The sequence below is a fragment of the Myxococcus hansupus genome (assembly GCF_000280925.3).
In the GTDB taxonomy this organism is placed as follows: domain Bacteria; phylum Myxococcota; class Myxococcia; order Myxococcales; family Myxococcaceae; genus Myxococcus; species Myxococcus hansupus.
In genome coordinates, this window is record NZ_CP012109.1 from 5,236,227 (window position 1) to 5,259,236 (window position 23,010).

The window sequence follows — 23,010 nt, forward strand, 5'->3', positions numbered from 1 at the left end:
AGTCGCGCGGCGAGCGGTGCGCCGCTGCTTTCACCCTCCCCTGGGTGCGCACACTTTCGGACAAGACCCTTTGACCGGGAGGAAGCCATGGCGCAGCCAGGCGGGCGACACATGTACCTCGGGGTGGCCGGCACGGCCCTGTTGCTGCTGGGAGGCTGTGCCTCGCAGCAACGCTCCAGCGCGAAGGTGGACAAGGAATGGGTGGCCAGAGTCCCCTCCGAACAATTGGGCGACGTGAGACAAGCCCAACTCGCCGAGGACCAGGCCCGCGAGCAAATCCCCCGCGCACGCGTGGCGGCGCAGGACGCCGAGCAGGCGCTGGAGGTCGCCCGCCGCAACGAAGCCGCCGCGAAGTCCCGGCACGAAGCGGACGAGCTGGCGAAGAAGTCGGCGCAGGAGAAGGGAGACCTCGCCGCCATCGAGCAGGCGCGAGGCGCGGCCTGCGAGTCGCAGCATGCGCTCACCCTCGCCCAGGCGGAGACAGCCTGGAGGCGCGACGCGGTCGACACGTTGAAGTCCCTGGAGGTCGTGCGTGAACGCGAGCTGGACGTCGCGAGCGCGCAGCTTCGACAAACGCAATACGAAGCGGTGAACGCCAACGAAGACGTCCGGGCACAAGACTTGTCCGCCGGTGACTTCTCCAGCGCGGTCGCGGACGCCCGGCGCAAGGCGGCGGACCAGCAGCGTCAGGCGGATGCCCGCCTCCAGCGCGAGGAGCAGGCGAAAGCCCACTGGGAGCAACTGCGCGACCAGGGCTATGGCGGCAGCGGCTCCCAGCAGGACAAATGAACGACCGGGCGGCGCGGGCCGGAGCACCCTCCTCCAGTCCGCGCCCGTCACCCGAGGCTCACTGCAACGTCTGCTCGCCGGGCGCCTTCCAGGGCGGCAGGTTCTGCGGACACGTGGGCGTCATGTCCAGGCGGCCATAGAGCCCCTGGCTCTCATCCGCGGGTCCGGCCGTGAAGAACAAGGTCTCCAGGGGCTGGTCCTGCACGCCGTTGCCGAAGCTCAGGCCCCAGAGCCCCTCAATCACGAGTGGCTGCCCATCCGGCCGCGACAGCGCCCCCGCCCAGGCGCCGGTGTCGGGCGCATAGGCATGGATGGTGCCGTCTCCGAAGTTGCCCACGAGCAGGTGGTTGCTGAACGCGCCGAAGTCCGCCGGGGCCATCGCGAGCCCCCAGGGCGCATTGAGCGCGCCCTGCGACGCGACCCGCCGGAGGAGCTGTCCGTTCATGTCGAAGGCGTTGATGTAGCCCGCCCCGGCGCCCGGCACGTCATCCATGCGCTCCGGGTCCTGCATCGCGTACGTCACATACAGTTCGCCGTGGAGATACTGGATGTTGAAGGGCGCGTACCCCGGAGGCAGCGAGGGGTCCATGAAAGCCCCCGGCATCTGCTGCATGCGCGTGAAGTGGGAATCAAAGACGTCGATGCGCGCGTTGTGGAAGTCCGCCGCGTACAACATGGCCTGTGTGCCATTGTCCGCCAGCGCGAGCCCCTTGTACACGGCCCCCATCGGCGAGCTGTCCACGGCGAGCAACGCCCGCGCCTCGTCCACCACGGGCGACCAGGCCGCCAGGACACCCTGCTCCGTGACGAAGATGAACCGCGCCGGTCCGGACGTGCCCGCCACCGCGGAGATGACGAAACCCTCCGTGCCGTTGAAGACGAGGCCCGTGGGCTTCCCCGGCTCCGCCACCCCCGGAGGCGTGGCGATGGCGACGATGAGCGGCTGCTGGACGCCGTTGCCATCATAAAGCGTCGACGTGCCCGTGCCGTTGTTCGACACCCACGAGACGCCCGTCGGGTTGAAGGCGAGCCCCCACGCGTTGACGAGGTGCGGGTCGACATGCTCCGCGCCCAGCCCTGGCATGTTGGCCACGAGGTTGCGCTGCGTGTAGCCACCCGCGACCGAGCAGTCGGCCGGTGGCGCGGGTGGCATCGCCGCGCGAGCGGCCGGCGCCGCGAGGGCCGCGACCGCCGCGGACAGCACACCTTGTTTCAACGTGAGCCTGCGTGTGTTCATCATGAGTCCCCCCTCTGAGTCCGCGAACCGCCGCGTGCTCAGTGAGTAACAAGCTGGGAGGGCGTCTTCGGATGAACAACCCACACTTCTGCCCGGGCGCATTGCGCACCACACGGCAGAACCCGGCCCGGAGGGGCAACGCGCGCTACTCGCCCCGGGACGCCTTGTCCTCGCGCCACCAGTGGCTCATGCGCTCGTGAATCTCCGCTTCGTAGCCTTCCTTGCTCGGGCGGTAGAACACGGAGCGCTCCAGGGGAGCAGGCAGGTACGTCTGCCCGGGCACGTAGTGGTCCTTGAAGTTCCACGGCGGCTGGTAGCCCTTGCCGTGCCCCAGCTCCTTCATCAAATCGGTGGGCGCGTTGCGCAGGTGCAGCGGGGGCTCCGCGTTGGGGTGTTCCTGCAACGCCGCCAGCGCCGCGTCCAACGCCGCGTACGCGCGGTTGGTCTTCTTCGCCGTGGCCAGCAGGACGACGGCATGCGCCACGCAGATGCGGCCCTCCGGCATGCCCATGGCGTGGAAGGCCTCTTCGCAGTCGCGCACGATGCTGATGGCCTCCGGCATCGCCATGCCCACGTCCTCCACGGCAATCACCTTGAGCCGGCGCCACAGTGACGCCACATCCCCCGTCTGCAGCAGCTTCGCCGCCCAGAAGACGGCGCCCTGGACGTTGGAGCCGCGGCAGGACTTCTGGAGCGCGCTCAGCAAGTCGTAGTGCTGGTCCCCATCCTTGTCGTGGCGGGACAGGCTGGTGCCCACCGCCTCGCGCGCCGTCTCGGGCGAAATCTCCGCGCCATCCGCCGTCAGGCTGGCGGCCAGCTCCAGCGCCCCCAACGCCTTGCGCACGTCCCCCACGCCGCCCTTCGCGAGCAGCGTCAGCGCCTCCTCGCCCACCGTGAGGTTGCGGCCGCCCAACCCCTTCTTCGTATCCGCGAGCGCCCGCGTCAGCGCCGTCTGGATGTCCGCGACGGTGAGTTCCTGGAGCTGGAACACGCGGCACCGGCTGACGAGCGCCGGGCGGACCTCGAAGCTGACGTTCTCCGTGGTGGCGCCCAGGAGGACGAAGAGGCCGCTCTCCACGTGGGGCAGCGCCTGCTCCTGCACGTTCTTCGCCCAGCGGTGGATTTCGTCGACGAAGAGGACGGTGCGACGGCTGTACTGGTTGCGCAGGCGTTCGGCCTCGGCCACCACCTCGCGGATGCGGGGGATGCCGTCCGACACGGCGGAGAGGATGACGAACTCCGCGTCCACGCTGGACGCCATCATCCGCGCCAGCGTCGTCTTCCCCACGCCCGGGGGCCCCCAGAAGAGGGAGGACACAATGGCCTTGCGCTCGATGAGCTGGCGCAGCGGCCGGCCCGGGCCCAGCAGGTGGGCCTGGCCAATGAACTCCTCGGGCGCGCGGGGCCGCATCCGCTCCGCCAGGGGCGCGAAGCGATTCACGTCGACGGAGGCGGAGAAGAGGTCGGGTCCAGCGCTCATCGGGCCGAAGGCTCTCCCCTCCGAGGCCCAGGGTCAATCACCGGAATCGAGCGGCTCGACGAGCACCTGCCCCAAGGTCAGGTCATTCAAGGCGGTCCGCAGCCCCTCCACCTGGGTGACGGGCAGCTCCAACTGGTACCCCACCGTGGCCGAGTACTCCTCCGCCAGCACCTGCACCTCGTAGCTCGGCAGCAGGCGGCGCAGCCCATCCACGTGGGTGTACTCCACCTCGACGGCCAGTCGCGTCTTGCGCACACGCTCGGTGGTGGGGAGGCTTTCGAGCGCCTGCTGGACACCGGCCGTGTAGGCGCGCACCAGCCCGCCCTTCCCGAGCAGCGTCCCACCGAAGTAGCGCGTGACGACCATGGCCACGTCGCCCACGCCGCCGTGGAGCAGCGCGGTGAGCATGGGTCTGCCGGCCGTCCCGTGGGGCTCGCCGTCGTCGCTCATGCCCACCTGGGCGGTGGAGCCCGGCGGCCCGACGACGAAGGCCCAGCAGTTGTGGGTGGCGTCCGCGAACTCTTCACGGACACGGGCGATGAAGGCCTTCGCCTCCTCCACGGTGGGCGCGTGGGCGGCCGTGGTGATGAAGCGGCTCTTTTGGATGTCCTGCTCCACCCGGTGGAGCCCGGCCGGGATGGGGTAGCGCTTCTCGTCCATGGGTGCGGTGGCGGGGGGCAGTGTCTCATATCCCGCCCCCCGTCCGCCTCATGCCTGACGCAGCACGAGCAGCCGGAGCTCCGTCATGTCCTCGATGGCGTACTTCACGCCCTCGCGGCCGATGCCCGACCCCTTCACGCCACCATAGGGCATGGTGTCGACGCGGAAGCTCGGCACGTCGCCCACGACGACTCCGCCCACCTCCAGCTCGTCCCAGGCCCGCATCGCGCGCGACAGGTCCTGCGTGAAGATGCCCGCCTGGAGTCCGAAGCGTCCGCTGTTCACCTGGCGCAGCGCCTCGTCGAAGTCGGTGAAGGGCTGGAGCAGGACGACCGGGCCAAACGCCTCTTCGTCACTCAGCGCGGCGTCACCGGGCACCGCCTCCAGCACCGTCGCGTCGAGCACCGGCCCGTGGCGTCCCCCCCCGGTGAGCACGCGGGCCCCGCGCTTCACCGCCTCCTGAATCCACCCTTCCAGTCTTCGCGCCGCGGGCTCGTCAATCATGGGCCCCAGCGTCGTGGCGTCATCGGACGGGTTGCCCGGCCGCAGGGCCTTCGCCCGCTCGACGAGCTTCTCGCGGAGCGCGTCGTACAGCGACGCATGCACCAGCACGCGCTGCACCGAGATGCAGCTCTGCCCGGCCTGGAAGAAGGCCCCATGCGCCACCCGGTCCGCGATGAAGTCCAGCGGCGCGCCGGGCGCCGCGTCCACCACGCAGGCCGCGTTGCCGCCCAGCTCCAGCACCACCTTCTTGCGCCCGGCCCGGGCCTTCAACTCCCACCCCACCTTCTCCGAGCCCGTGAAAGAGAGCAGCTTCAGCCGGTCATCCTCGATGAGCGGCGCGATGTCCTCCAGCCGGACGGGCAGCACCGAGAACGCGCCCTCGGGCAGGTCCGTCTCCGCGAGCACCTCCGCCATGATGAGCGCGCTCACCGGGGTGCGGTCCGAAGGCTTGAGGATGAACGGGCACCCCGCGGCGATGGCCGGCGCCACCTTGTGCGCCACCAGGTTGAGCGGGAAGTTGAAGGGGGTGATGAACGAGCACGGCCCCACCGGGACGCGCTGCGTGAAGCCCCGGTAGCCGGCGGCGCGCTTCGACACCTCCAGGTTCAGCACCTCTCCGCCGCCGCGCACGGCCTCCTCGGCGGCGGCCTTGAAGGTGTCGATGAGCCGGTCCACCTCCCCCCGGGCGTCGCGCAGCGGCTTGCCCGCTTCGATGCAGAGCGCCAGCGCCAACTCCTCGGCGCGCTCGCGGAAGCGCCGCACGCAGTGCTCCAGCACGGCCTGCCGCGCGTACGGCGCCAGCTTGCGCATGGGCCCGGCCGCACGCACGGCCGCGACGATGGCCACCTCCACGGCGGCGGCGTCCGCGACCGCCACGTGCGTGACGACCTCGCCGGAGTATTTGTGCGTCACGGCCAGCGCCGCGTTCGGCTGGTGGGGTCGGTTGGCCAGGTAGTACGGGTAACGTTCAGCCAGCATGGTGTTCCTCCTGTGTTCGCGAACCGCCGTGTCGCCTCAGAGCGCGGCCAGCTCCTCCGCGCCCGCGCCGAGCGCCCGTGCGTTGTCCGAGTAGTCGATGGGCACGTCGATGACGTGGACACCGCTCGACGCCAGGCACCGCGAGAGCGTGGCGCCGAACTCCGTCGCGCTCGTCGGCCGGTGGCCGTGGGCCCCGTACGCCTCCGCGTAGCGGACGAAGTCCGGGTTCCCCAGCGCCATGCCGAAGTCCGGCAGGCCCATCTCCCCCTGCTTCCAGCGAATCATCCCGTAGCCGTCGTCGCGCACGACGACCACCGTCAAGTCGAGCCCCAGCCGCACGGCCGTCTCCAGCTCCTGCGAGTTCATCATGAAGCCGCCGTCGCCGCAGACCGCCACCACCTTGCGGCGGGGGTGCACCAGCTTCGCCGCGATGGCCGACGGCAGCCCCGCGCCCATCGTCGCCAGCGCGTTGTCGAGCAGCAGCGTGTTGGGCCGGCGCGTGCGGTAGTAGCGGGCGAACCACAGCTTGTACATGCCGTTGTCCAGGCACACGATGCCGTCGTCCGGAACCGCGCGCCGCATCTCCGCGACGAGCCGCGCGGGGTAGATGGGGAAGCGGTCGTCATCGCCCCCATGCGCGAGCTGCGCCTCCAACCCCGCGCGCAGCTTCTCGAAGGGCGCGAAGTCCCAGTGCGCGCGAGGCCCCACGCCCTCACCGATGCGCCACACCGCGTTCGCGATGTCGCCCGTCACCTCCAACTGCGGGAAGTACACGGGGTCCACCGCCGCCGTGGAGAAGTTGAGGTGCACCACCGTGCGGCGGCTGTCGCGCATGAAGAACGGCGGCTTCTCGATGACGTCGTGCCCCACGTTGATGATGCAGTCCGAGGCCTCGATGGCGCGGTGGACGAAGTCCCCCTCCGACAGCGCCGCGGTCCCCATCCACAGGGGGTGGGACTCATCGACGACGCCCTTCCCCATCTGCGTGCTGAAGAAGGGAATGCCCGTCTTGTCCACGAAGACGCGAAGCATCTCCGACGTGAGCTTGCGGTTGGCACCAGCGCCAATCATCAACAAGGGCCTGCGCGCCGACGCAATCGCCTCGACGGCCAGCGCGATGGACGCCTCGTCCGCCACGGGCCTTCGCTGCGCGCTGGGCGCCAGGAGCACGGCGTCGCTCGACTCGCGGGCGATGTCTTCCGGCAGCTCCAGGTGCGTCGCGCCGGGGCGCTCCTCCTCGGCCCGGCGGAAGGCCTCGCGCACCGCCGACGGGACGTGCTCCGCCGACACGAGCGTCCGCGTCAGCTTGGTCAGCGGGCGCATCATCCCCACCACGTCGACAATCTGGAAGTGCCCCTGCTTGCCCGCCTTGATGGGCTTCTGGCCGGTCACCATCACCATGGGCATGGCCCCGAGCTGCGCGTACGCGGCGGCGGTGACCAGGTTCGTCGCCCCGGGCCCCAGCGTCGCCAGGCACACGCCCGCGCGGCCCGTGAGCCGGCCATACGTCGCCGCCATGAAGCCCGCCGCCTGCTCGTGCCGGGTCAGCACCAGCCGCATGCCCGCGGCCCGCATGGCCTCGACGACATCCAGGTTCTCTTCTCCCGGAAGCCCGAAGACGCTGCGCACGCCCTCGGCTTCCAACGCTTTGACGAACAGGTCCGCCGCTTTCATCGGTGTCTCCTCCGCGATGGGTGAACACTTACGCGCCGGCCTCGATTGGTACATTCGTTTGTTCCCATGAACCCGATAGGCACGGCCTATGATGGCTTCATGGAACTGCGCCACCTCCGCTACTTCTCCGCGGTCGCGGACACCCTGCACTTCGGGCGGGCCGCGAAGCGCGTCCACGTCTCCCAGCCCACGCTGTCGCAGCAGATTCGACAGCTCGAGGAGGAGCTCGGCGCGCCACTCTTCGAACGCGCCCGGAGCGGCGTGCGCCTCACGCAGGCAGGCGAGCTGTTCCGGACCTACGCCTCTCGGGCCCTGGAGGACGTGGACGCCGGGAAGGTGGCGGTGGGCGCGCTGCGCGGCCTCACGACGGGGGCGCTGCGCGTGGGGTATCCGCCCAGCATGCGAGGCGTGGTGCTCCCGGCCCTGGCCACGGTGCTGAGCAAACACCCCGGGCTGGTGCTGAGCGCGGAGGAGGCCGTGGTGCGGCGCGTGGAGCGGCGGCTGGCGGACGGACGGCTCGACGTGGGCCTCGGCTATGCCCCCGCGCGCTCACCCGACCTGGAGGCCGAGCCCGTCTTCGACAGCAAGCTGGCGCTCGTGGTGTCCCGGAATCACCCGCTGGCGAAGCAGGACAGCGTGGGGGCGAAGCTCCTGGCCCAGGAGCCCGTCGCCCTGCTCTCGCGAGGGCTGCGCGCACGGGCGCGCGTGGATGCCTACTTCGCGGCCATCCGCGTCGCGCCGCATGTGGCGCTCGAATCGAACGCGGTGGCCACGGTGCTCGCCATCGTCCGCGCGGGGTTGGCGGTGACGGTGCTCCCCGAACCCCAACTGGCGGACACCGCGGGGCTGGTGGTGAAGCGGCTTTCGCCCACGCCTCGGGCGGAGCTGGCCGCGCTGTTGTGGCGCAAAGGCGCACCGCGCACGCCCGCCGCGGAGCTGTTCGCGGCGGAGGTGCGCGGCGCCAGACGCACGAAGAAGCGGTGAATCGCTTCAGCGCGTGTCGGGGAGCTGCGTGTACTCGTGGAAGTTGCCGAAGAGCCGCTCGCCGGGCTCGCCCTCGGTGACGGCCTGGACCAGGTACCTGCCGCCCACGAAGCAGCCCTTCCACGAGCCACCGATACCGCCGAAGACCTCTTCGCGGTCTCCGCGCGAGCGCGGCCCGTTGTGGCCCACCTTGAAGGCCCTCAGCTCGTTGGAGACGCGCCGGCACGTGTCGGGCTCGTCGCAGGCGATGGAGGCGACCAGGGAGCCGTTGGACACGTTCATCTCCGCGATGAGCTCCTCCTCGCTGTCGACGACGACCAGCGTGTCCACCGGCCCAAAGGGCTCACCGTGGTAGAGCTTGCAGTTGCGCGGCACGTGGAGCAGCGCGTGCGGCGCGAGATAGGCGGAGACGTCCTGGTCCGGCAGGAAGCGGTCCGAATCCAATCGCCCGGCGAAGAGGGGCACGGCGCCCCGCCCTTCCGCCTCGCTCATCAGGCCGTGCAGCTCCTCGACCTTCTGGCTGTTGATGAGCGGCCCGAAATCGAGCGCAGGGGGCTCGGCGTCCGGCGACTCCGCCAGGAGGGGATGCCCCACCTTGAGGGCGGAGACGACGGGCAGGTACGTCTCCAGGAAGCGCGGCATCAGGCTGCGCTCCACCACGAAGCGCGGGTACGCGGTGCAGCGCTGCTTGCCGTACTCGAAGCCCTTCTTGAGCTGCTTCGCCAGGCCGTCCCAGTCGCTGAAGTGCCAGATGCCGTAGGCATTCACGCCTTCCATCTCCAGCATGTAGCGCTTGTTGCGGTCATAGAGGGCCGCGGCGATGTCGCGCCCGTTCGCCTTGCCGCCCACGAAGGACAGACAGGCAATCTCCGGGTTGCGCACCAGCGCGTCGCTGAGCTGCCCACCCGAGCCGCTGATGAGCGACACAGGCAGACCGCAGCGCCGCGCGAGCGCCATGCAGAGCGTCAGCGAATAGAGGCCGCCATCCGTGGGTGTCTTCGCGATGGCGCTGTTGCCCGCGAGCACCTGCACGAGCACGGCGTGCACCAGCACGGACAGCGGGTAGTTCCACGAGGCGATGTTGGAGATGAGGCCCAGCGGCTTGCGGCCGTCGACCATGGACTCGATGTGGGAGACGTACCACTCCACGCCGGTGATGCAGCGGTCCACGCTGACGCGGGACTGCGGCACGGGCTTGCCAATCTCCCAGGCCAGGATGAGGGCCAACAGCTCGCGTTGTTCGCGGAGCATGGCCAGACATTGGGTGACGCGCTCCTTGCGCGCATCCAGGTCCTGTCCCGCCCAGGACCGCGCCTCCGCGGCCGCGAAGCTCGCCGCCGTGCGCGCGGTGTTTCCATCAATCATGGGCAGACGGCCCAGCACCGTGCCATCCACGGGAGACAGATAGGGCTTTCCCTTTCCGGGATGGCCCCACTCACCGCCCATCAGGTTCAAGACTCGACCCGCCGAGTCGAAAGCTTCGGGAACGAGCGCACGCATGCGGCGCTCCAGGTTCGACCACTCCGCGTAAGCAGGCACCACACTTGCCATGGGACGCCCTCCCGGAAGGAGACCAAGCCGACACTCCACTCGGCCCTGGCTCGTTGCGTCAACTTGGGCGCCGGGGAGACGCGCGGCAACTGATGCTCCCAGGTCACGGGTTGCGTCGCCTTTCCCGCGATGCCCCAGCGGCGCTCCGATGTGCTTGACCTGACGGATTCCGGTGCAAACCGACTACTCAGGAAGTAGCCTTCCCGCGCATGGGGCTCTCTTTCCTGAATCCGGCCCGTCTGCCACCCGGCACCCGGGTAGGCCCATGGCGGCTCATGGAGCTGCGCGGCAAAGGCGCATACGGCGCCGTCTACCGAGCGCGCGACGCCACGGGCACGAACACCGTGGCGCTCAAGCTGGCGCTGCATGCCAGGGACGAGCGCTTCGCGCGCGAGGCGGAGTTGCTGTCCCGAATCCACCACCCCGCCGTCCCCCGGTTGCGAGCCAGCGGCCTCTGGCAGCCCGGCAACGGGCCACCCCATCCGTATCTCGCCATGGATTGGGTGGAAGGCGCCCCGCTCTATGAATGGGCAAGCGAGCACCGCCCCTCGTCGCGGCAGGTGATGAGCCTGCTCGCAAGGCTGGCGAGGGCGCTGGAAGCCACCCACGCGGCCGGTGGGCTCCATCGGGACGTGAAGGGGCACAACGTGCTCGTGCGCGAGTCCGACGGGCTCACGTTCCTCATGGACTTCGGGTCGAGCCACTACGTGGGCGCCGCGACGCAGACGAGCTCACCGTTCCCACCCGGGACGCCCGCGTACCGCTCACCGGAAGCCTGGCGCTTCGTCGCCGCCGCGGATGGCGGCTCGCCACCGCCGTATGCCCCTGGGCCCGCGGATGACCTCTTCGCGCTGGGCGTCACCGCCTACCGGTTGATCACAGGGCGATACCCGCCGGCCACGCATCCGGAGGTGGCGGAGTCCCGGTACTGGCACACCGAGGGCGCTCGCGCCCCGGCCGCGAGTGACGACAACGTCCGCTGCGTCCCGGAGCTGAGTCAGTGGGTCTCACGGATGCTCGCGCCGGATGCGCGGAGGCGAGGCACCGCGCGCGAGCTGGCGGAGGCGCTGGAGCACCTCGCGGCTCGGTCGGGGAAGGAGGCGGACCTGCCACTGAGCCCCGAAGGCGCCTCGCGGGCCGACGAAGCGCCACCGTGGAATGGACGTTCCATTCCGTACCGCGCCCGGAGGACCCGCTGGCCGTGGGTCGCCATCATTGGGCTCGGAGGCCCGCTGGTCGTGAGCCTCGGATGGAGGCCCCGGGCCGGGGCTGCCGTGGAGTTCGCACGTGGCCCCCCGCTCGTCTCGGCGGAGGCCACCGATGGCGGCACCATCGCCGTGGGGGACAGCGTGTTCGCGGCGCCTGTCGCGACGACGCAAACACCCTCCGCGTGGTCCGCAATCTCGCTGGACCTGCCACCCCGCCCTTTTCCTGGACAGACGCGCCCAGACTCATCCGGCCGCTGCCCAAGAAAGGTCCACGTGCCCATTCAAGGTGGATGCTGGGTGAAACTCGCGGTGGACCCCAAGGACTGCGCTGAGGACGGCTACGTCTACAAAGGCGACTGCTACCTCCCTGCCTACCCCTCAACGCGGCCCGCCACATCGAGCCCCGCCCACTGCCCTGTGTCGCATTGAAATGCGCGGCAGCCCTCGACGGCGCCTTCAACCCAAGGGCACAGTGGCGACAGTGGCGACAGTGGCGACAGCGGCGACAGCGGCGACAGCGGCGACAGCGGCGCGGCAGTCGCGGAGGACCTGAGCAGGCCCCCCCGAAACATCTTGGCCCTTGAGGGCAACCTCCCACGCACACCGTGGGTCCGAGGACCACCACCAGGTCGACGCCCGGTGCGCCAGCGGTATGCCGAAGCGGCAGCCCGGCAGCCCGCCCGCACCGCGCGTCGCTTCGGCAAGGTGCGCGGTCGCGGCATATCCTCGCGCCCATGGAGCCCACCTACACAGTCACGACCGTGCGGCACCGGGCCGAGCTGGAACAGATCCTCGCGCTGCAACAGAAGAACCTGAAGCCGGCGCTGGACGCGGACGAGATGCGCTCCCAGGGGTTCGTCACGGTCCAGCACGACCTGACGGCGCTGGAGCGGATGCACGCCATGGCGCCCAGCATCGTCGCCAATCACGGAGAGGCCCTGGTGGCCTACGCCCTGACGATGCCCCGGGAAGCCCGGGCGCTGGCGCCAGTCCTGGAGCCCATGTTCGCGCTCTTCGACACGCTCCAGTTCCGGGGCACGCCCCTGAACCGGTTCCGCTTCTATGTGATGGGGCAGATCTGCATCGACAAGGCGCACCGGGGACAGGGCCTGTTCGAGCGCCTCTATCACCAGCACCGGGAGCAGTTCCGGAACCAGTTCGACCTCATCGTCACCGAGGTCTCCGCGAGCAACCCCCGTTCCCTGCGCGCGCACGAGCGGGTCGGCTTCGAGACCCTCCACACCTACCGCGACGCCACTGACGAATGGGCCGTGGTCGCGTGGAACTGGGCCGCGCGGTCCCGTTGAGCGATTAACGAACGCTCCCTCAGCGTGAGACTCGGCCAGGCCACCGCGCAACTCCCGGGCGCCTGGACCGATAATCCCCATGCCATGGAAGACCCTACCGGGATTCCAAACTAAGCCGTTTTCCCGCCTCATCGCCCGGCCTGTGACGCCGCGTCCTTGAGACGTATCACGTCCAAAACAGACATCCTCCAGGGACAATCCCTCACCACCTGTCCATGTCCTGACAGTTGATTCAGGCGCGCTCGCCGGACAAGGACCCTTGGGGTTGTCTCAGAGGAGAAATGCACCCTATCGCGACGCGAAGAGGGCCTTGGACACACGCGGAGTGCACGGCACCTGAAACAAAGTTGTGACATGACAACAATTCATTTCAGGATTGCCAGAAACAATCGGCTTTGATGTATTAAGCCGTCTCACTTTGTTGTCCCCCTAGCAGGAGTTCCCTCGATGCGTCGTTTTATTGGATCTGCCGTCCTCGCCACCGGTCTGCTCACGGGCTGTGGCCCCAGCGAAACCGAAACGTCCACGCAGCAGCCGCTGGAGCAGCAGCAGGCGCCGCTGACAGAGACGGACGTGGACCTCGCCCCCGAGTGCCAGGGCGTCCTCGACTACCTCAACGAGTCGGATTTCGACCGGCTGGACGCCGCGCTGCCCAGCAACGTCGCGCACAACCTGATTGCCGCACGGCCGTTCTCGACCGTGGCGCAGGTCGCCGCCGTCAAGCTGGTCGGTGATGCGCGCCTGCAGCAGATCGTGAGCGCGGCCCGGGGCTTGGATTACATCGAAGCGGAGTGCTACGGCATCCTGGACAGCCTCGCGCTCTCGCAGGATGACGCGACCGCCATCGTCTCGCTGGTGAACAGCATCAGCGCCACCGGCCTGCACGACATCCTCCCGGACGCCCGGACGGGCGCGACGAACCTGCGCAACCTGCGCCCCTTCGCCACCGTGGACGCCATCGCGAACACGTCGGGCATCGGCGCGGTGAGCCTCCGCAACCTGCGCAATGCCGCCACGCTGAGCCGTCCTTTCGAGGCGCTCATCGAGGCGGTGCACGCCCTGCCGCGGCCCAACCACGGCACGAACATGGCGCGCCACTTCGACTGGCTGTCGAAGGTGAATTCTCAGTACTTCAACTTCCAGATCCAGGAGTGCTTCGGCATCAGGCCGCAGCTCCTGCCGGACAACGGGAGAGGAATCTCCATGCGTCCGAATCTGGCCGACGGCGCCGAGGTCTATGCGGCGGTCGAGGCCGGCATTGCCTACGCCGAGAACCACACCAACGTGGTGGACCCGCAGGTGAAGACCGCCGGCCTGGAGAACCTGGCCGCGCTGACGTCGGGCCGCTCGTTCTTCGGCTGCCAGTACGGCTTCTCGAACGACCCGTGGAGCAACCACGGCGTGAGCTTCTACGTCGACACCCAGACGGGCTTCAGCGTCTACGTGGACACCTTCTGGGTGGAGTGATTCACCCACGCTCCGGACGGGAATGAAGACTCCGTCCGGAGCGCGGTGCAGTCAGGTGGCGTTGCCCCGGAGCCAAGGGGCAACGTCACCACGGAGGCCGCGACAGGGAGGACATGCCTGTCAGGCGCCGGTGCCCGCGAGCCGGGACGCGCAGCTCCATGCTGGGGGCTGACGCAAGAACGGCAGCGACAGTTCGCCCCATCAGGTGAGCCGGCCATCGCGCCCGAACGTCCTGCGCAGCGACATCGCGCGGCCACTCGCGCGCGTCACAGGTCGACCGTGAGCAGCGTTCCGTCACCGCCCAGGACATCCACCTCTCGCCGCGTCAAAGGGATGTCCGCCCGCTGGAACTCCAGCGTGTAGGCGCCCGGAAACAGGGCGAAGAAGGCGAATGGCCCCAGTCAACGCCTGCCCGCTCACGCTTCCGACTTCGGGTCTGAAGTGTTCGGGTCGCAAGCGGAGCGCACCAGGAGTGGCTGGATGCGATTTGCGTCCAATGGGTCGCTCCAGACCTGGCTCGGCCCCAAATCATTGCAATTTACCTCAACTGTCAACGGCACGACACGCCAGGCCCCATCGTTGTCCGCACCATCCAATTGCAGACGACAGACGACGAGCTGCGTCTTGCCACCCTCTCGCACTTGTCTACGATTGACGTTCCCAAAGCCCAACGTCTGCCCCCCCTGCCCCGCGCATCAGGAGGAAGTGCATTCATGCCTTCCCGCAACCGTCCACTCCCGGCGACCCTCGTGCTGCTATGCATTGCAGCCTTTTTCGGGGGCTGTCCTGACTCGGGTGGGGACGGGGAAATCCTGTTTGGCTGTGATTCATATGGGCGGTGCAGTCAGCACGGGTATACCTGCGACCTGGACAGGCTCTGTCGGCCCAGGTCGAAGCAGCGCCTCGCGGCCCAGGTCGAGTTTGGCCATCTCAAACCGCCTGTCGCGTCCTCTTCGCCCGTGAACAGCGACAGCGACCCGAACCAGGAAGGCCAAGGCATGTCCCCGGAGAAGCGCGCGGACCAGGACTGCCCCAAGCGCTGCGCCAAAAGACAGGCGGAATGTACCGCGCTCTGCGAGGAGCGCGCACAGTGCCGCCTCCACTGCGGCCGTGCCTCGGACCGTTGCTATGCGCGGTGCCATCGCGTCAATGACCGGCGCGCGGCAGTCAAACAGCGCCGCGACGAAAAGAACTGCATGAGTGGCAATGGCCAGATGCGCCAGTGCACCGAGGAGGAGAAGCTGGAGATGCGGACGGCCATGGTGCAGGCATCCAAGATGTTCTGCCGAGACCGCAACGGTGAACACGTCCTGTGCCCCGAGCAGGTCGAACAACTCAAGAAGTCCAGTCGCTTCATTCCAGAAGACTGTCAGGGGGCGGGTTGCGACGGCACCGGACCATAGACATGCGGCGCGAATCCGGACAGGCCGCGGTGGAAACCGCATTGACGATGCCCCTCGTCCTGTTCGTGATTCTGGGCTGTCTTCAGCTCTTCCTCCTCTCCCAGGCCCGCCTCTTCGCGCAGTACGGGGTGTTCCAGGCGACGCGGGTCGGCTCGCTCAATCACGGGGCCTGCACGCCCATGACTCACGCCGCCATCCTCTCGGTGCTTCCCGCCGTGCACTCGTTCCTGGGTGACCGGAGGGTCCCGGGTGCCACGCCCGGGGAGCAACTGGGACAAGCCTTTGGCCGGTTCCGGGACAACCACTATCAGGGATACATGGGCGCGGGCTGGAACAGCGCCGGTGGTGACACCGAGGCCCTCGTCTGGCTCGTGCGAGAGCAGCCGACGCCCACCCTCGCGGATGTCATCGCCTTCGACCAACCCCTGCCCCGCGCGGGCCGGACCGAGCCCTTGCGGCTCGAGGTCCGAATGGTCTTCTGGGCGCCGCTGCGCATCCCCTTCGCCGACTGGGTGTTCTCCCGCATCGCCGCGGCGCGGCTGGGGCTCTCCAGCTACACGGAGCAAAACCCGCTCATGATGACCCGAGCGGCGGACTGGGAAGTCAGCCCCCGGCCCACCATCAACGCCCGAATGGCCGACGAGCTCCGGCTCCGGCTCGCGCGCGGGCACTACATGTTCCCCATCGAGGTCTCCTCCACCATGCGAATGATGACGCCCCCTCGCCTGTCCGAATTCGCCGCGGCCGAGTGCGCGGCGCCGGGGTTCGAACCATGACGACCCGACTCCCGCCCGCGATGCGAGGACAGACGCTGGTGCTGTTCGCGCTGACCATGCTGCTCCTGGTGGTGATGGTGAGCATGACGCTGTCCATGGGCGCCAAGGTGAAGGAGCGCATGGAGTTGCAGACGCTCGCGGACGCGACCGCCTACAGCTCGGCGGTGACCACCGCGCGCGCGTTCAACGCGGTGGCGGTGATGAACCGGATCCAGGTGGCGCACGCCGTCTCGACGCTCGGCACCCTGAGCCTCATCTCGTGGTCCACGTTGTACTGGAAGCACGCGGACAACGCGGCGGAGCTGTTTCGCCTGATGACCGCGCCCTACGCCCTCAACACCGTGGTCCAATGCTTTCCACCGCCCAAGCCCCTGTGCCGATTGTGCTCGCGCGCGCTCGCCCAGACGCTCGCGCTCGCCACCGCGTCGACGTTGCATGCCCGCAGCGTTCGCGATGACTTGCGGCGCGACACCGAGCTCTTCGCCGCGGAGACCCTGCCGCGCTGGAACGCGGCGCAGCGCATCCACGCCGCGCAGGTGGAGGTGCTGGCCCGGGCCCGAGCACGAATAGGCGACGGCCCCGAGGGGCTCGCGCACCAGTCGCTCGCCCAGGCGAACCTCGTCGCGCCCGACGAGCTCAGCGTCCAGCCCGCGGGGACGCGCGTCACGCAGCAGGAGCTGAGCGACGCGGTGCTCGACCACGCGACGGCCCGCCAAGGCAGCGAACCGCACGAGGTCGGTCACATCGTGATGGGCAGCCGGGGGCACCCGTTCCTGCGCAACCGGAGCGAAGGGAGCGACTGGGACCGGCTGTTCTCATCGAACAGCGTCGGCCGCCGCTCCCTGGTGCTGCTGGGCGCCGGCCACATCTTCTACAGCGGCTCCCGGAACGGAAAGGGCTACTACGACAACGACTACGCCACGAATCCGTCGGGACGGCCGTATGAGCCTCGCGCGCATGATGGGCAGAGCGCACGAACCCGCGTCGCCTTCCTTCCCGCCGCCGACCTCGCCCGAGTGCCGGGCGCCGCGCAGCGGTTCCGCAACTGGACGATGTGTGCGTCCCCGCTCCCCGCCTTCCCCATCGCGGCGGCCATCGGCGTGGCGGGGCGAGGGATTGGGGACGGCTCCGTGAGCGTCTCCGCGCTCGGGCACGCGGGCGTGGGCCACTCGGTCCGGCACGCGTTCGAGACGTTCCCGCCCTTCGTCGACTTCAATGGCAGCCAGGTCCTGGATGCGGACAACCTCCAGGGGCAGCCCAAGCTGGTGACGGCGCTGGCACGTGAGCCGGTGCCCCAACGTGATGTCTGGGACCTCTCGTTCAACCTCAGCGGCGGACTCGGGGCGGGAAGAAGGCTCGACCTGGGAGGCGGCCCCATCTTCGAAGGGGCGCCGCGCCAGGTGGCCGTGGGTTCTGGCGTCGTCTACTACCACCGGTTCCAGCATTCGACGGAGCCTCCCAACATGTTCGCGCCGTACTGGCGGGCAGGGCTGACGCGGTTCTCCGTCGACCGCCCCAGCGTCGAGTCATCCGAGCGCACCGCGTTCGACGCACGCGCGCGGGAGTTCCTGGGAGGTACCGGCGCCACCGATGCACAAGGCGCGTTCGAAAGCCTGCTCTTCAACGGGTACACCGGATGGTGAAGCGCAAAGGCATTGCGAGGACCGTTGGGGGCCCGCGCGGACAGGCCCTGGTGGAGACCGTGCTCGGGCTGATGTTGATGGTCACCGTCCTGATGTTCGGCCTGCACTTCGCGGAGCTCACGCATCTGTCGTTGAAGGCGCACGAGGCGGTGGCGGCGGCGGCGTGGGATGCCACCGCGTACCGCGTCGAGCGCCCGGGCGTGGAGGGCGTCGACGACTGGGCCTGGTACGACTCGGGCAGGATTGCCGCGCCGCAAGCCACGGACACCACCAACGCGCGGTATGTGGATTGGGATGGCCGCCAGAGCGTGCAGCGCGCCATGGGGCCCACCCAGCTCTATACCCGGGCGGGCGAGCTCACCACGGCGTGCATCCGCACCCTGGACCCGCGCGGAGGGTTCAGCGTGTCCGCGACGGCCAATACCCCCGCCTACGGAGAGCCCGGCGCGGTTTCGTGCATCACCCAGGGGCCCGTGGACACCATCAACCTGCCAGCGCGCTTCCTCGATGATGCGGACAATGGAATCTTCACCGCCGAGCATGTGACGCGGACGGCCTTCCGGCTGTGCGGCCTGGGCCGGCCCGCGTCGGGCACCACCTGCCGCGGCTCGCTGAACATCCTCCTCGGAGACCATGGGCTCACCCAGGGGTCGGGCGAGGACCTCGAGTGCCACCTCCTCCAGGACGACGTCCCCGGGCAGCGCTGTCAGAACCGGGCCTTCTACAGCCTCGCCCACGAAGGATGGGACCGGTCCATGGGATGGACAGGCGTGCCCGAGCGATGGACAGACAACGTCGTCGGCAGCTCTCCGCCGGGACGGGTAACCGGTTTCTACCTGAGCTTCCGGGGCGAGGAGTCCGGCACCTTCGGAGAGTTCCACGAGCGCGTCTGGCAGACGCAGCCCATGGACCACAACTCCATTCACACCCCGTCACAAGGCCGACGACGCGGTACGTATCGCGAGGCCTTCGACGCCGCGAACCTGCTCCGTGCGGGAACGGCGACGCAGTTCGTCTACCTCGGGAGATACACATGCGACTGAGCCGCCCCCTCCTCCTCGCGACCCTCATCCTTACGACGCTCACGGTGGGGCCCACCGCCGAGGCGAATGCCTTCGTGAAGGACGTCCCAGGGGCGGTTTCGAAGCCGACCATCGCGGAGAAGATGGTCGTCGATGGCGTCGTCATCGAGAGTTCAACGCTCGTTTCGAGCAAGGACGTCGCGACGCTGAAGGCCCACTTCCGCGCCCTCTTCCTCCGAAGGGGGCTGTATCTGGCGGAGGAGATGGAGGCCGTGAAACTGCAGCTCGGAGAGCAGGTGACGGGGCTGGATACGGAGAACCTCATCTCGTACACCGTCATCCTGCAACCGTCAGGCAAGGGCGCGACGACGCTCATCTTCAGCTCGGCGGAGCTGAGCAAGCGGAGGCAGAAGGAGGTGCCCGCGTTCGCGCCCGTCTACCCAGGCAGTGGCCCCGTCACCAGCACCCAGCTCGAGTGGATGAAGTCGATGACCTACGCGACGACGGCGACTCCGGCGGAGATTCGCGCGTTCTATCGCGAGAAGCTCGCCGCGCAGGGATACGAGCAGGGGCCAGACGACGGGTTCACGAAGGGCCCGGAGCGCATCGCGCTCACCGTGGCGCCGGGCGTCAGGGAGCGCACCGTGCTCCTCATCCTGGAGATGGGCATCGCGGAGACGATGCGCGGCGCGCAGTAGGCATTGGAGGTGAACCCGAGGCCGGGCGCGCGGACGGCGCCACGGCCCGGGTCAGCACCGCCGCTCCGTGCGTTAGGGACAGAGCCGCGCGACTGACTTGATCCGCACCACCCCGTCGACGTTCGGATCGTTGGTCTGGTCCCCGATGGCGATGGTACCGGTCGCCGTGAAGTTGTTCCGCGTCAGCATCGCGACGCCGTCAACGCTGACCGTCGCCACCTTCGCGGCATCCACCGCGAGTTCGTAGACATGGTAAGCGCCGTCCGTCACGGCGAACGCCGCGGACTGTCTGTCATCCGCCCAGCCGATGGCCGCGCTGTCCAGGTAGATCATCTGCGCACGGTCCGTGGAGTTGCCAGCCGGAGGCGTGAAGCTCCCCAGGATGGCCGCGCCACTGTCGAGCGAGTTGTGGCGGTTCACCGACTCGACCAGCATCGTCACCTGGAGCTTGAACGGATTCGTCGGGTCAACCGCGTCCGCCTTCGCGATGAGCAACTGCCCGCTCGTTCGACCGCCGCTGTTCGTCGAGGTCTCGAGGCGGACGTAGTCCTCGCCGTAGGAGAGCGTACTCGGCGTCTGCGAAACCACGTTCCAGCCTTGCGCCGCGATGTCTTCGCCGCCCACCAACAACGGAACGCTCGCGCGGGCGGACCACGTCGTCGTCGACGTCGAGGGCGCGCAGACCTCACAGGGGTTCGCCGGATTCACAGCATCCTCGGCGTGGAGCTCGCCATCGATGAAGCACTTCGGGCTGCACTCACCCACGGAGCAAACCTCGCCGGAACCGCACGACGTCCCGTCCGTGAGCTGCGTCCACGTGGTCGCGGACACCTCTGGCGTACATTGCTCGCACGCGTTCGCCGTGTTCAGCGCCCCAGCAGTGACCCGGTTGCCGTCAATCTGGCAGACCCCGATGCATGCGCCAGCCTCACAGGCCTCGATCAATGAGCAGGCATTGCCACATCCACCACAATGAGCCGGGTCACTCAGGGTGTTCACACAAACATCGCCACACAATGCGGCGCCAGCGCCGCTGCACTCCGGCACGGATGCGTCGGGTGGCTCGGTAGGAGGCGGCCGGGGAGGATCGTCGCCACAAGCCGCGATGAAGCCGAGAACAACGACACAAGAGACAGCGATGAGACGAATGGGGGCCATGGTCCTCACCACCTTACGCGGAAACACGAGGGCTCTCGCTCGAAACGAAAAAGCACCCGAGTCTCCGACTCGGAGGCCTGAATTGGAGTGCCCAAGGAGGGATGCGCCTCTTCAGGTGCCGCCTCGAATCACGCTGGATGCACCTTATTTGACGAGCCACTTCGCGCCGACCGTGGGTGACGGAGGCAACACGGACAATACCCTCAGCAGACACGCCTCTATCTCAGCAATCGATGAGCCCATCGACTCCGGAGCCAGCTCGGAAAGGTCCTCAAGCTCTGTAGCCAAGTGAATGGCACGGACAAGCTCGGGATGCGCGTTCAGCACATCAAGACGCGAGAGCAATGCCGGACCGAACAGTCGCCCACACGCATATCCTGGCGTCACTGCGCCCGCCGCCAGCGCCCGGCACATCCCCAATGCGGCAATGGCCACCATCTGTTGGACCTCGACCTCGCCAGCAGCGAGAAACGACAACTCCACTCGCGAGCCCCCACTTCCGGGCTGAGACACACTCATTGGTTGCTCCACCCTGGCTTCACCTTGAAGTTGAACACCTTCCCTGATGCGCTTTCGAAGTAATGCAGAGAAACCTTGTCACTTCCAACCCAGCCATCTTTGTAGACTTTGTTCCAGACTCCAGGCTCGGCCTCTCGTAGCTTCTCAAGCAGTGCCTTGTTGCTCACGCGCACCCGCGCGGTTCCATTCTGGGCCGCCTTGAAGTTGGGCGGATAGCCGGGAACGCTTCGCAGCCCGCTGAAGAGCTGCCGAAGTTCTGTGCCTGGCTTCTCCGGTGACGACCCCGGAGCCGTCGAACCCGGTGCCCCATCCCAGGCGACCGTTGCGACCGCGGTCGGCGCGACCGCGACCATAAGCCCGCTCTCGGAGAAGGAGAGAGAGCGTACGCCCCCTGTCATCACCGCCGTCAGCCTCAAGCCCGCGTTCGTCTCCGCGGCCAGCGCCGCACGAGCGAAACCAGGGAGTGTGGGCCCTTTCGACGCCAGATTCGCGGCCCCGCCCCCCAGCACCGCGGTCAGTGCCAGGATGAGTACACGCGCACCATTGGCGCCCATCACCTTCCCAAACCTGTGCCCCGCGGCTTCGAGCTGCTCGAAGGAAACCGCTCGCTCGGCCTCCAATGAAAGGGCCTGCCACCCCCTCACGAGCTCGGTGAATGCATCGAGCCCGATATACGCCACCACGTACACCGTGAGAGCAATCGCCACGAGCTTGGTCACAGGCTCAGGTGCGACGACTAACAGCATGTATGCGGCCAGTGCCGACGTCACCATCGCCTTGAGCGCCAGCGGGTGCGTGATTTCTCGAACGGCATCGTCCACCCCATCCCAGACTCCATCCCAGGCGAACGACAACGCAAGCTGCCTCCGCCCCGAGGGCTCAAGCAGCGAGTCACCATCCCTCAGCAGGAACAGGCACTCCTCGGGATCCGCCCACCGTGAGCATCCCGCCTGGCCATCCAGCGAGGACGCCCCCGGTGATCCAGTCATCGACGCCAAGCGGATGCGCGAGCGCGGAGCCCCCTCTGTCCGCAACGTGAATCGCGCATCCAGCACCAATCGGACCAGTGACTGCCGAAAGGCGTCCTCCCGGACTTCGACCGCGTCCGGACGACCAGGCGCTTTGTAGACAAGGGCCGCCCCGTCCTCAGTCTCCAGGCGCACCACCCGCACCGTCGCGCAGCCCAGCACAAGCTGGCTCAGGACAAGAGCCGCTCCCCAGCGCAGCGCCATCGTGACCTCCACCTGTTGCCCTCTCCCACGAGAGTTCACGACGGCAGAGCTAGCACCGTGTCCGACAGGCCAGGAGAAGCAAGCCGCACTCCGGAAACGAAAAAGGCCCCCGAGTCTTTCGACTCGGAGGCCTTTATCGGAGTGCCCAGGGCGGGATTCGAACCCGCACACCTTTCGGCGCCACCCCCTCAAGATGGTGTGTCTACCAGTTCCACCACCTGGGCGTTTGCTGCGGCGTCCATCTACCGGAGCTTTCTGATTCACGCAACGACTATCTCAACCGCTGCGTGAATCAGTTACTTCCCACTTCGAACCGCGTACCGCGAACGACTACTGCGCCGGAGCCGGCTCCTGCGTCGCCGGGCTTTCACCACCCTCGGCGGGCGGCGTGGACTGCTCGCCGCGCGGCTGCTCCATGCTACCCGGAGCGGCCGGCGCCGCCGGAGCCGTCTGCGCGGGAGGCGTGGCCACCGAACCCGAGGCCACCGAGGAGCGAAGCCCCACGAAGGACAGGCCCAGCGAGCTGAAGAAGAAGAGCGCGGCGAACACGCCCGTCAGCTTGCTGAGGAACGTCACCGCACCCCGGCCGCCGAAGGCGCTCGTGGCGGCACCGCCGCCCAGCGCGGAGCCCATGCCGGCGTCCTTACCCGGCTGGAGCAGAATGACGAAGATCATGAACACGCACACCAGGACGTGCACGATCGTGACGAAGGTCAGCAT

General features: G+C 68.3%; 20 protein-coding genes and 1 tRNA gene. 10 read left to right on the forward strand and 11 right to left on the reverse strand.

The features are described 5' to 3' along the window. Window positions 1-87 precede the first annotated feature (87 nt). Window positions 88-789, forward strand: a complete 702-nt coding sequence (locus tag A176_RS20145) for a hypothetical protein (RefSeq protein ID WP_044890097.1) — start codon at window positions 88-90, stop codon at window positions 787-789. 58 nt (window positions 790-847) lie between these two features. Here A176_RS20145 and A176_RS20150 read toward each other — a convergent pair whose 3' ends face one another. The 5 genes from A176_RS20150 to A176_RS20170 all read right to left on the reverse strand — a co-directional run bounded on the left by A176_RS20150 (window position 848) and on the right by A176_RS20170 (window position 7,322). Continuing rightward, entirely contained in the window at window positions 848-2,029 is a 1,182-nt protein-coding gene (locus A176_RS20150) for a TIGR03118 family protein (protein ID WP_044890096.1), read from the reverse strand. 142 nt (window positions 2,030-2,171) lie between these two features. Further along, complete coding sequence (locus A176_RS20155) at window positions 2,172-3,506, reverse strand: replication-associated recombination protein A (RefSeq protein ID WP_002634998.1); 1,335 nt, start codon at window positions 3,504-3,506, stop codon at window positions 2,172-2,174. A 33-nt stretch (window positions 3,507-3,539) separates the two neighbouring features. Then, a complete protein-coding gene (locus tag A176_RS20160; RefSeq protein WP_002634997.1) occupies window positions 3,540-4,166 on the reverse strand; it encodes a YigZ family protein in 627 nt (208 codons plus the stop codon). Window positions 4,167-4,214: 48 nt separating this feature from the next. Further along, window positions 4,215-5,648: an aldehyde dehydrogenase family protein gene (locus A176_RS20165; RefSeq protein WP_002634996.1), complete on the reverse strand. Its 1,434-nt coding sequence runs from the start codon at window positions 5,646-5,648 to the stop codon at window positions 4,215-4,217. Window positions 5,649-5,684: 36 nt separating this feature from the next. Next, on the reverse strand, window positions 5,685-7,322 hold the full coding sequence (locus A176_RS20170) for an acetolactate synthase large subunit (protein ID WP_002634995.1): 1,638 nt from the start codon (window positions 7,320-7,322) through the stop codon (window positions 5,685-5,687). A 99-nt stretch (window positions 7,323-7,421) separates the two neighbouring features. On the opposite strand from A176_RS20170, the gene A176_RS20175 reads away from it, so the two are divergent. Further along, window positions 7,422-8,306, forward strand: coding sequence for a LysR substrate-binding domain-containing protein (locus A176_RS20175; protein WP_002634994.1), 885 nt, complete (start codon window positions 7,422-7,424; stop codon window positions 8,304-8,306). 6 nt (window positions 8,307-8,312) lie between these two features. Here the strand turns inward: A176_RS20175 and A176_RS20180 are convergent, their stop codons facing one another. Beyond that, on the reverse strand, window positions 8,313-9,857 hold the full coding sequence (locus A176_RS20180; RefSeq protein WP_002634993.1) for an aldehyde dehydrogenase family protein: 1,545 nt from the start codon (window positions 9,855-9,857) through the stop codon (window positions 8,313-8,315). Between the two features lie 209 nt (window positions 9,858-10,066). Between A176_RS20180 and A176_RS20185 the strand changes: the two genes are divergently transcribed. From A176_RS20185 to A176_RS20220, 8 genes are all read left to right on the forward strand, one after another. Next, window positions 10,067-11,494, forward strand: coding sequence for a serine/threonine-protein kinase (locus A176_RS20185; protein WP_226993937.1), 1,428 nt, complete (start codon window positions 10,067-10,069; stop codon window positions 11,492-11,494). Between the two features lie 305 nt (window positions 11,495-11,799). After that, window positions 11,800-12,372 (forward strand): GNAT family N-acetyltransferase, encoded by a 573-nt coding sequence (locus tag A176_RS20190; RefSeq protein ID WP_002634991.1) that lies wholly within the window; start codon window positions 11,800-11,802, stop codon window positions 12,370-12,372. Window positions 12,373-12,819: 447 nt separating this feature from the next. Beyond that, window positions 12,820-13,839 carry a hypothetical protein gene (locus tag A176_RS20195; RefSeq protein ID WP_002634990.1) on the forward strand — a complete coding sequence of 340 codons (1,020 nt, stop codon included), beginning with the start codon at window positions 12,820-12,822 and terminating at the stop codon, window positions 13,837-13,839. Window positions 13,840-14,837: 998 nt separating this feature from the next. Next, window positions 14,838-15,242 (forward strand): hypothetical protein, encoded by a 405-nt coding sequence (locus A176_RS20200; protein ID WP_044890095.1) that lies wholly within the window; start codon window positions 14,838-14,840, stop codon window positions 15,240-15,242. Between the two features lie 2 nt (window positions 15,243-15,244). Continuing rightward, on the forward strand, window positions 15,245-16,018 hold the full coding sequence (locus tag A176_RS20205) for a TadE/TadG family type IV pilus assembly protein (RefSeq protein WP_044890094.1): 774 nt from the start codon (window positions 15,245-15,247) through the stop codon (window positions 16,016-16,018). Next, entirely contained in the window at window positions 16,015-17,661 is a 1,647-nt protein-coding gene (locus tag A176_RS38750) for a pilus assembly protein TadG-related protein (RefSeq protein ID WP_144429577.1), read from the forward strand. The genes A176_RS20205 and A176_RS38750 overlap by 4 nt, the downstream gene beginning before the upstream one ends. Before the next feature lie 50 nt (window positions 17,662-17,711). After that, entirely contained in the window at window positions 17,712-18,704 is a 993-nt protein-coding gene (locus A176_RS20215) for a hypothetical protein (protein WP_002634986.1), read from the forward strand. Continuing rightward, the gene (locus tag A176_RS20220; protein ID WP_002634985.1) at window positions 18,695-19,381 is read left to right on the forward strand and encodes a hypothetical protein; all 687 of its coding nucleotides are present in this window, start codon (window positions 18,695-18,697) and stop codon (window positions 19,379-19,381) included. Before A176_RS20215 ends, A176_RS20220 begins: the two co-directional genes overlap by 10 nt. 72 nt (window positions 19,382-19,453) lie before the next feature. Here A176_RS20220 and A176_RS20225 read toward each other — a convergent pair whose 3' ends face one another. From A176_RS20225 to secG, 5 genes are all read right to left on the reverse strand, one after another. Next, a complete protein-coding gene (locus A176_RS20225; protein ID WP_002634984.1) occupies window positions 19,454-20,212 on the reverse strand; it encodes a hypothetical protein in 759 nt (252 codons plus the stop codon). A 471-nt stretch (window positions 20,213-20,683) separates the two neighbouring features. After that, window positions 20,684-21,022 carry a DUF3969 family protein gene (locus A176_RS20230; RefSeq protein ID WP_226993938.1) on the reverse strand — a complete coding sequence of 113 codons (339 nt, stop codon included), beginning with the start codon at window positions 21,020-21,022 and terminating at the stop codon, window positions 20,684-20,686. A gap of 32 nt (window positions 21,023-21,054) precedes the next feature. Continuing rightward, the gene (sitA5, locus tag A176_RS20235; protein WP_021781279.1) at window positions 21,055-22,290 is read right to left on the reverse strand and encodes a SitA5 family polymorphic toxin; all 1,236 of its coding nucleotides are present in this window, start codon (window positions 22,288-22,290) and stop codon (window positions 21,055-21,057) included. Window positions 22,291-22,432: 142 nt separating this feature from the next. Continuing rightward, a tRNA-Leu gene (locus A176_RS20240) sits at window positions 22,433-22,514 on the reverse strand. Between the two features lie 106 nt (window positions 22,515-22,620). Next, window positions 22,621-23,010: a preprotein translocase subunit SecG gene (gene secG / locus A176_RS20245; protein WP_002634982.1), complete on the reverse strand. Its 390-nt coding sequence runs from the start codon at window positions 23,008-23,010 to the stop codon at window positions 22,621-22,623.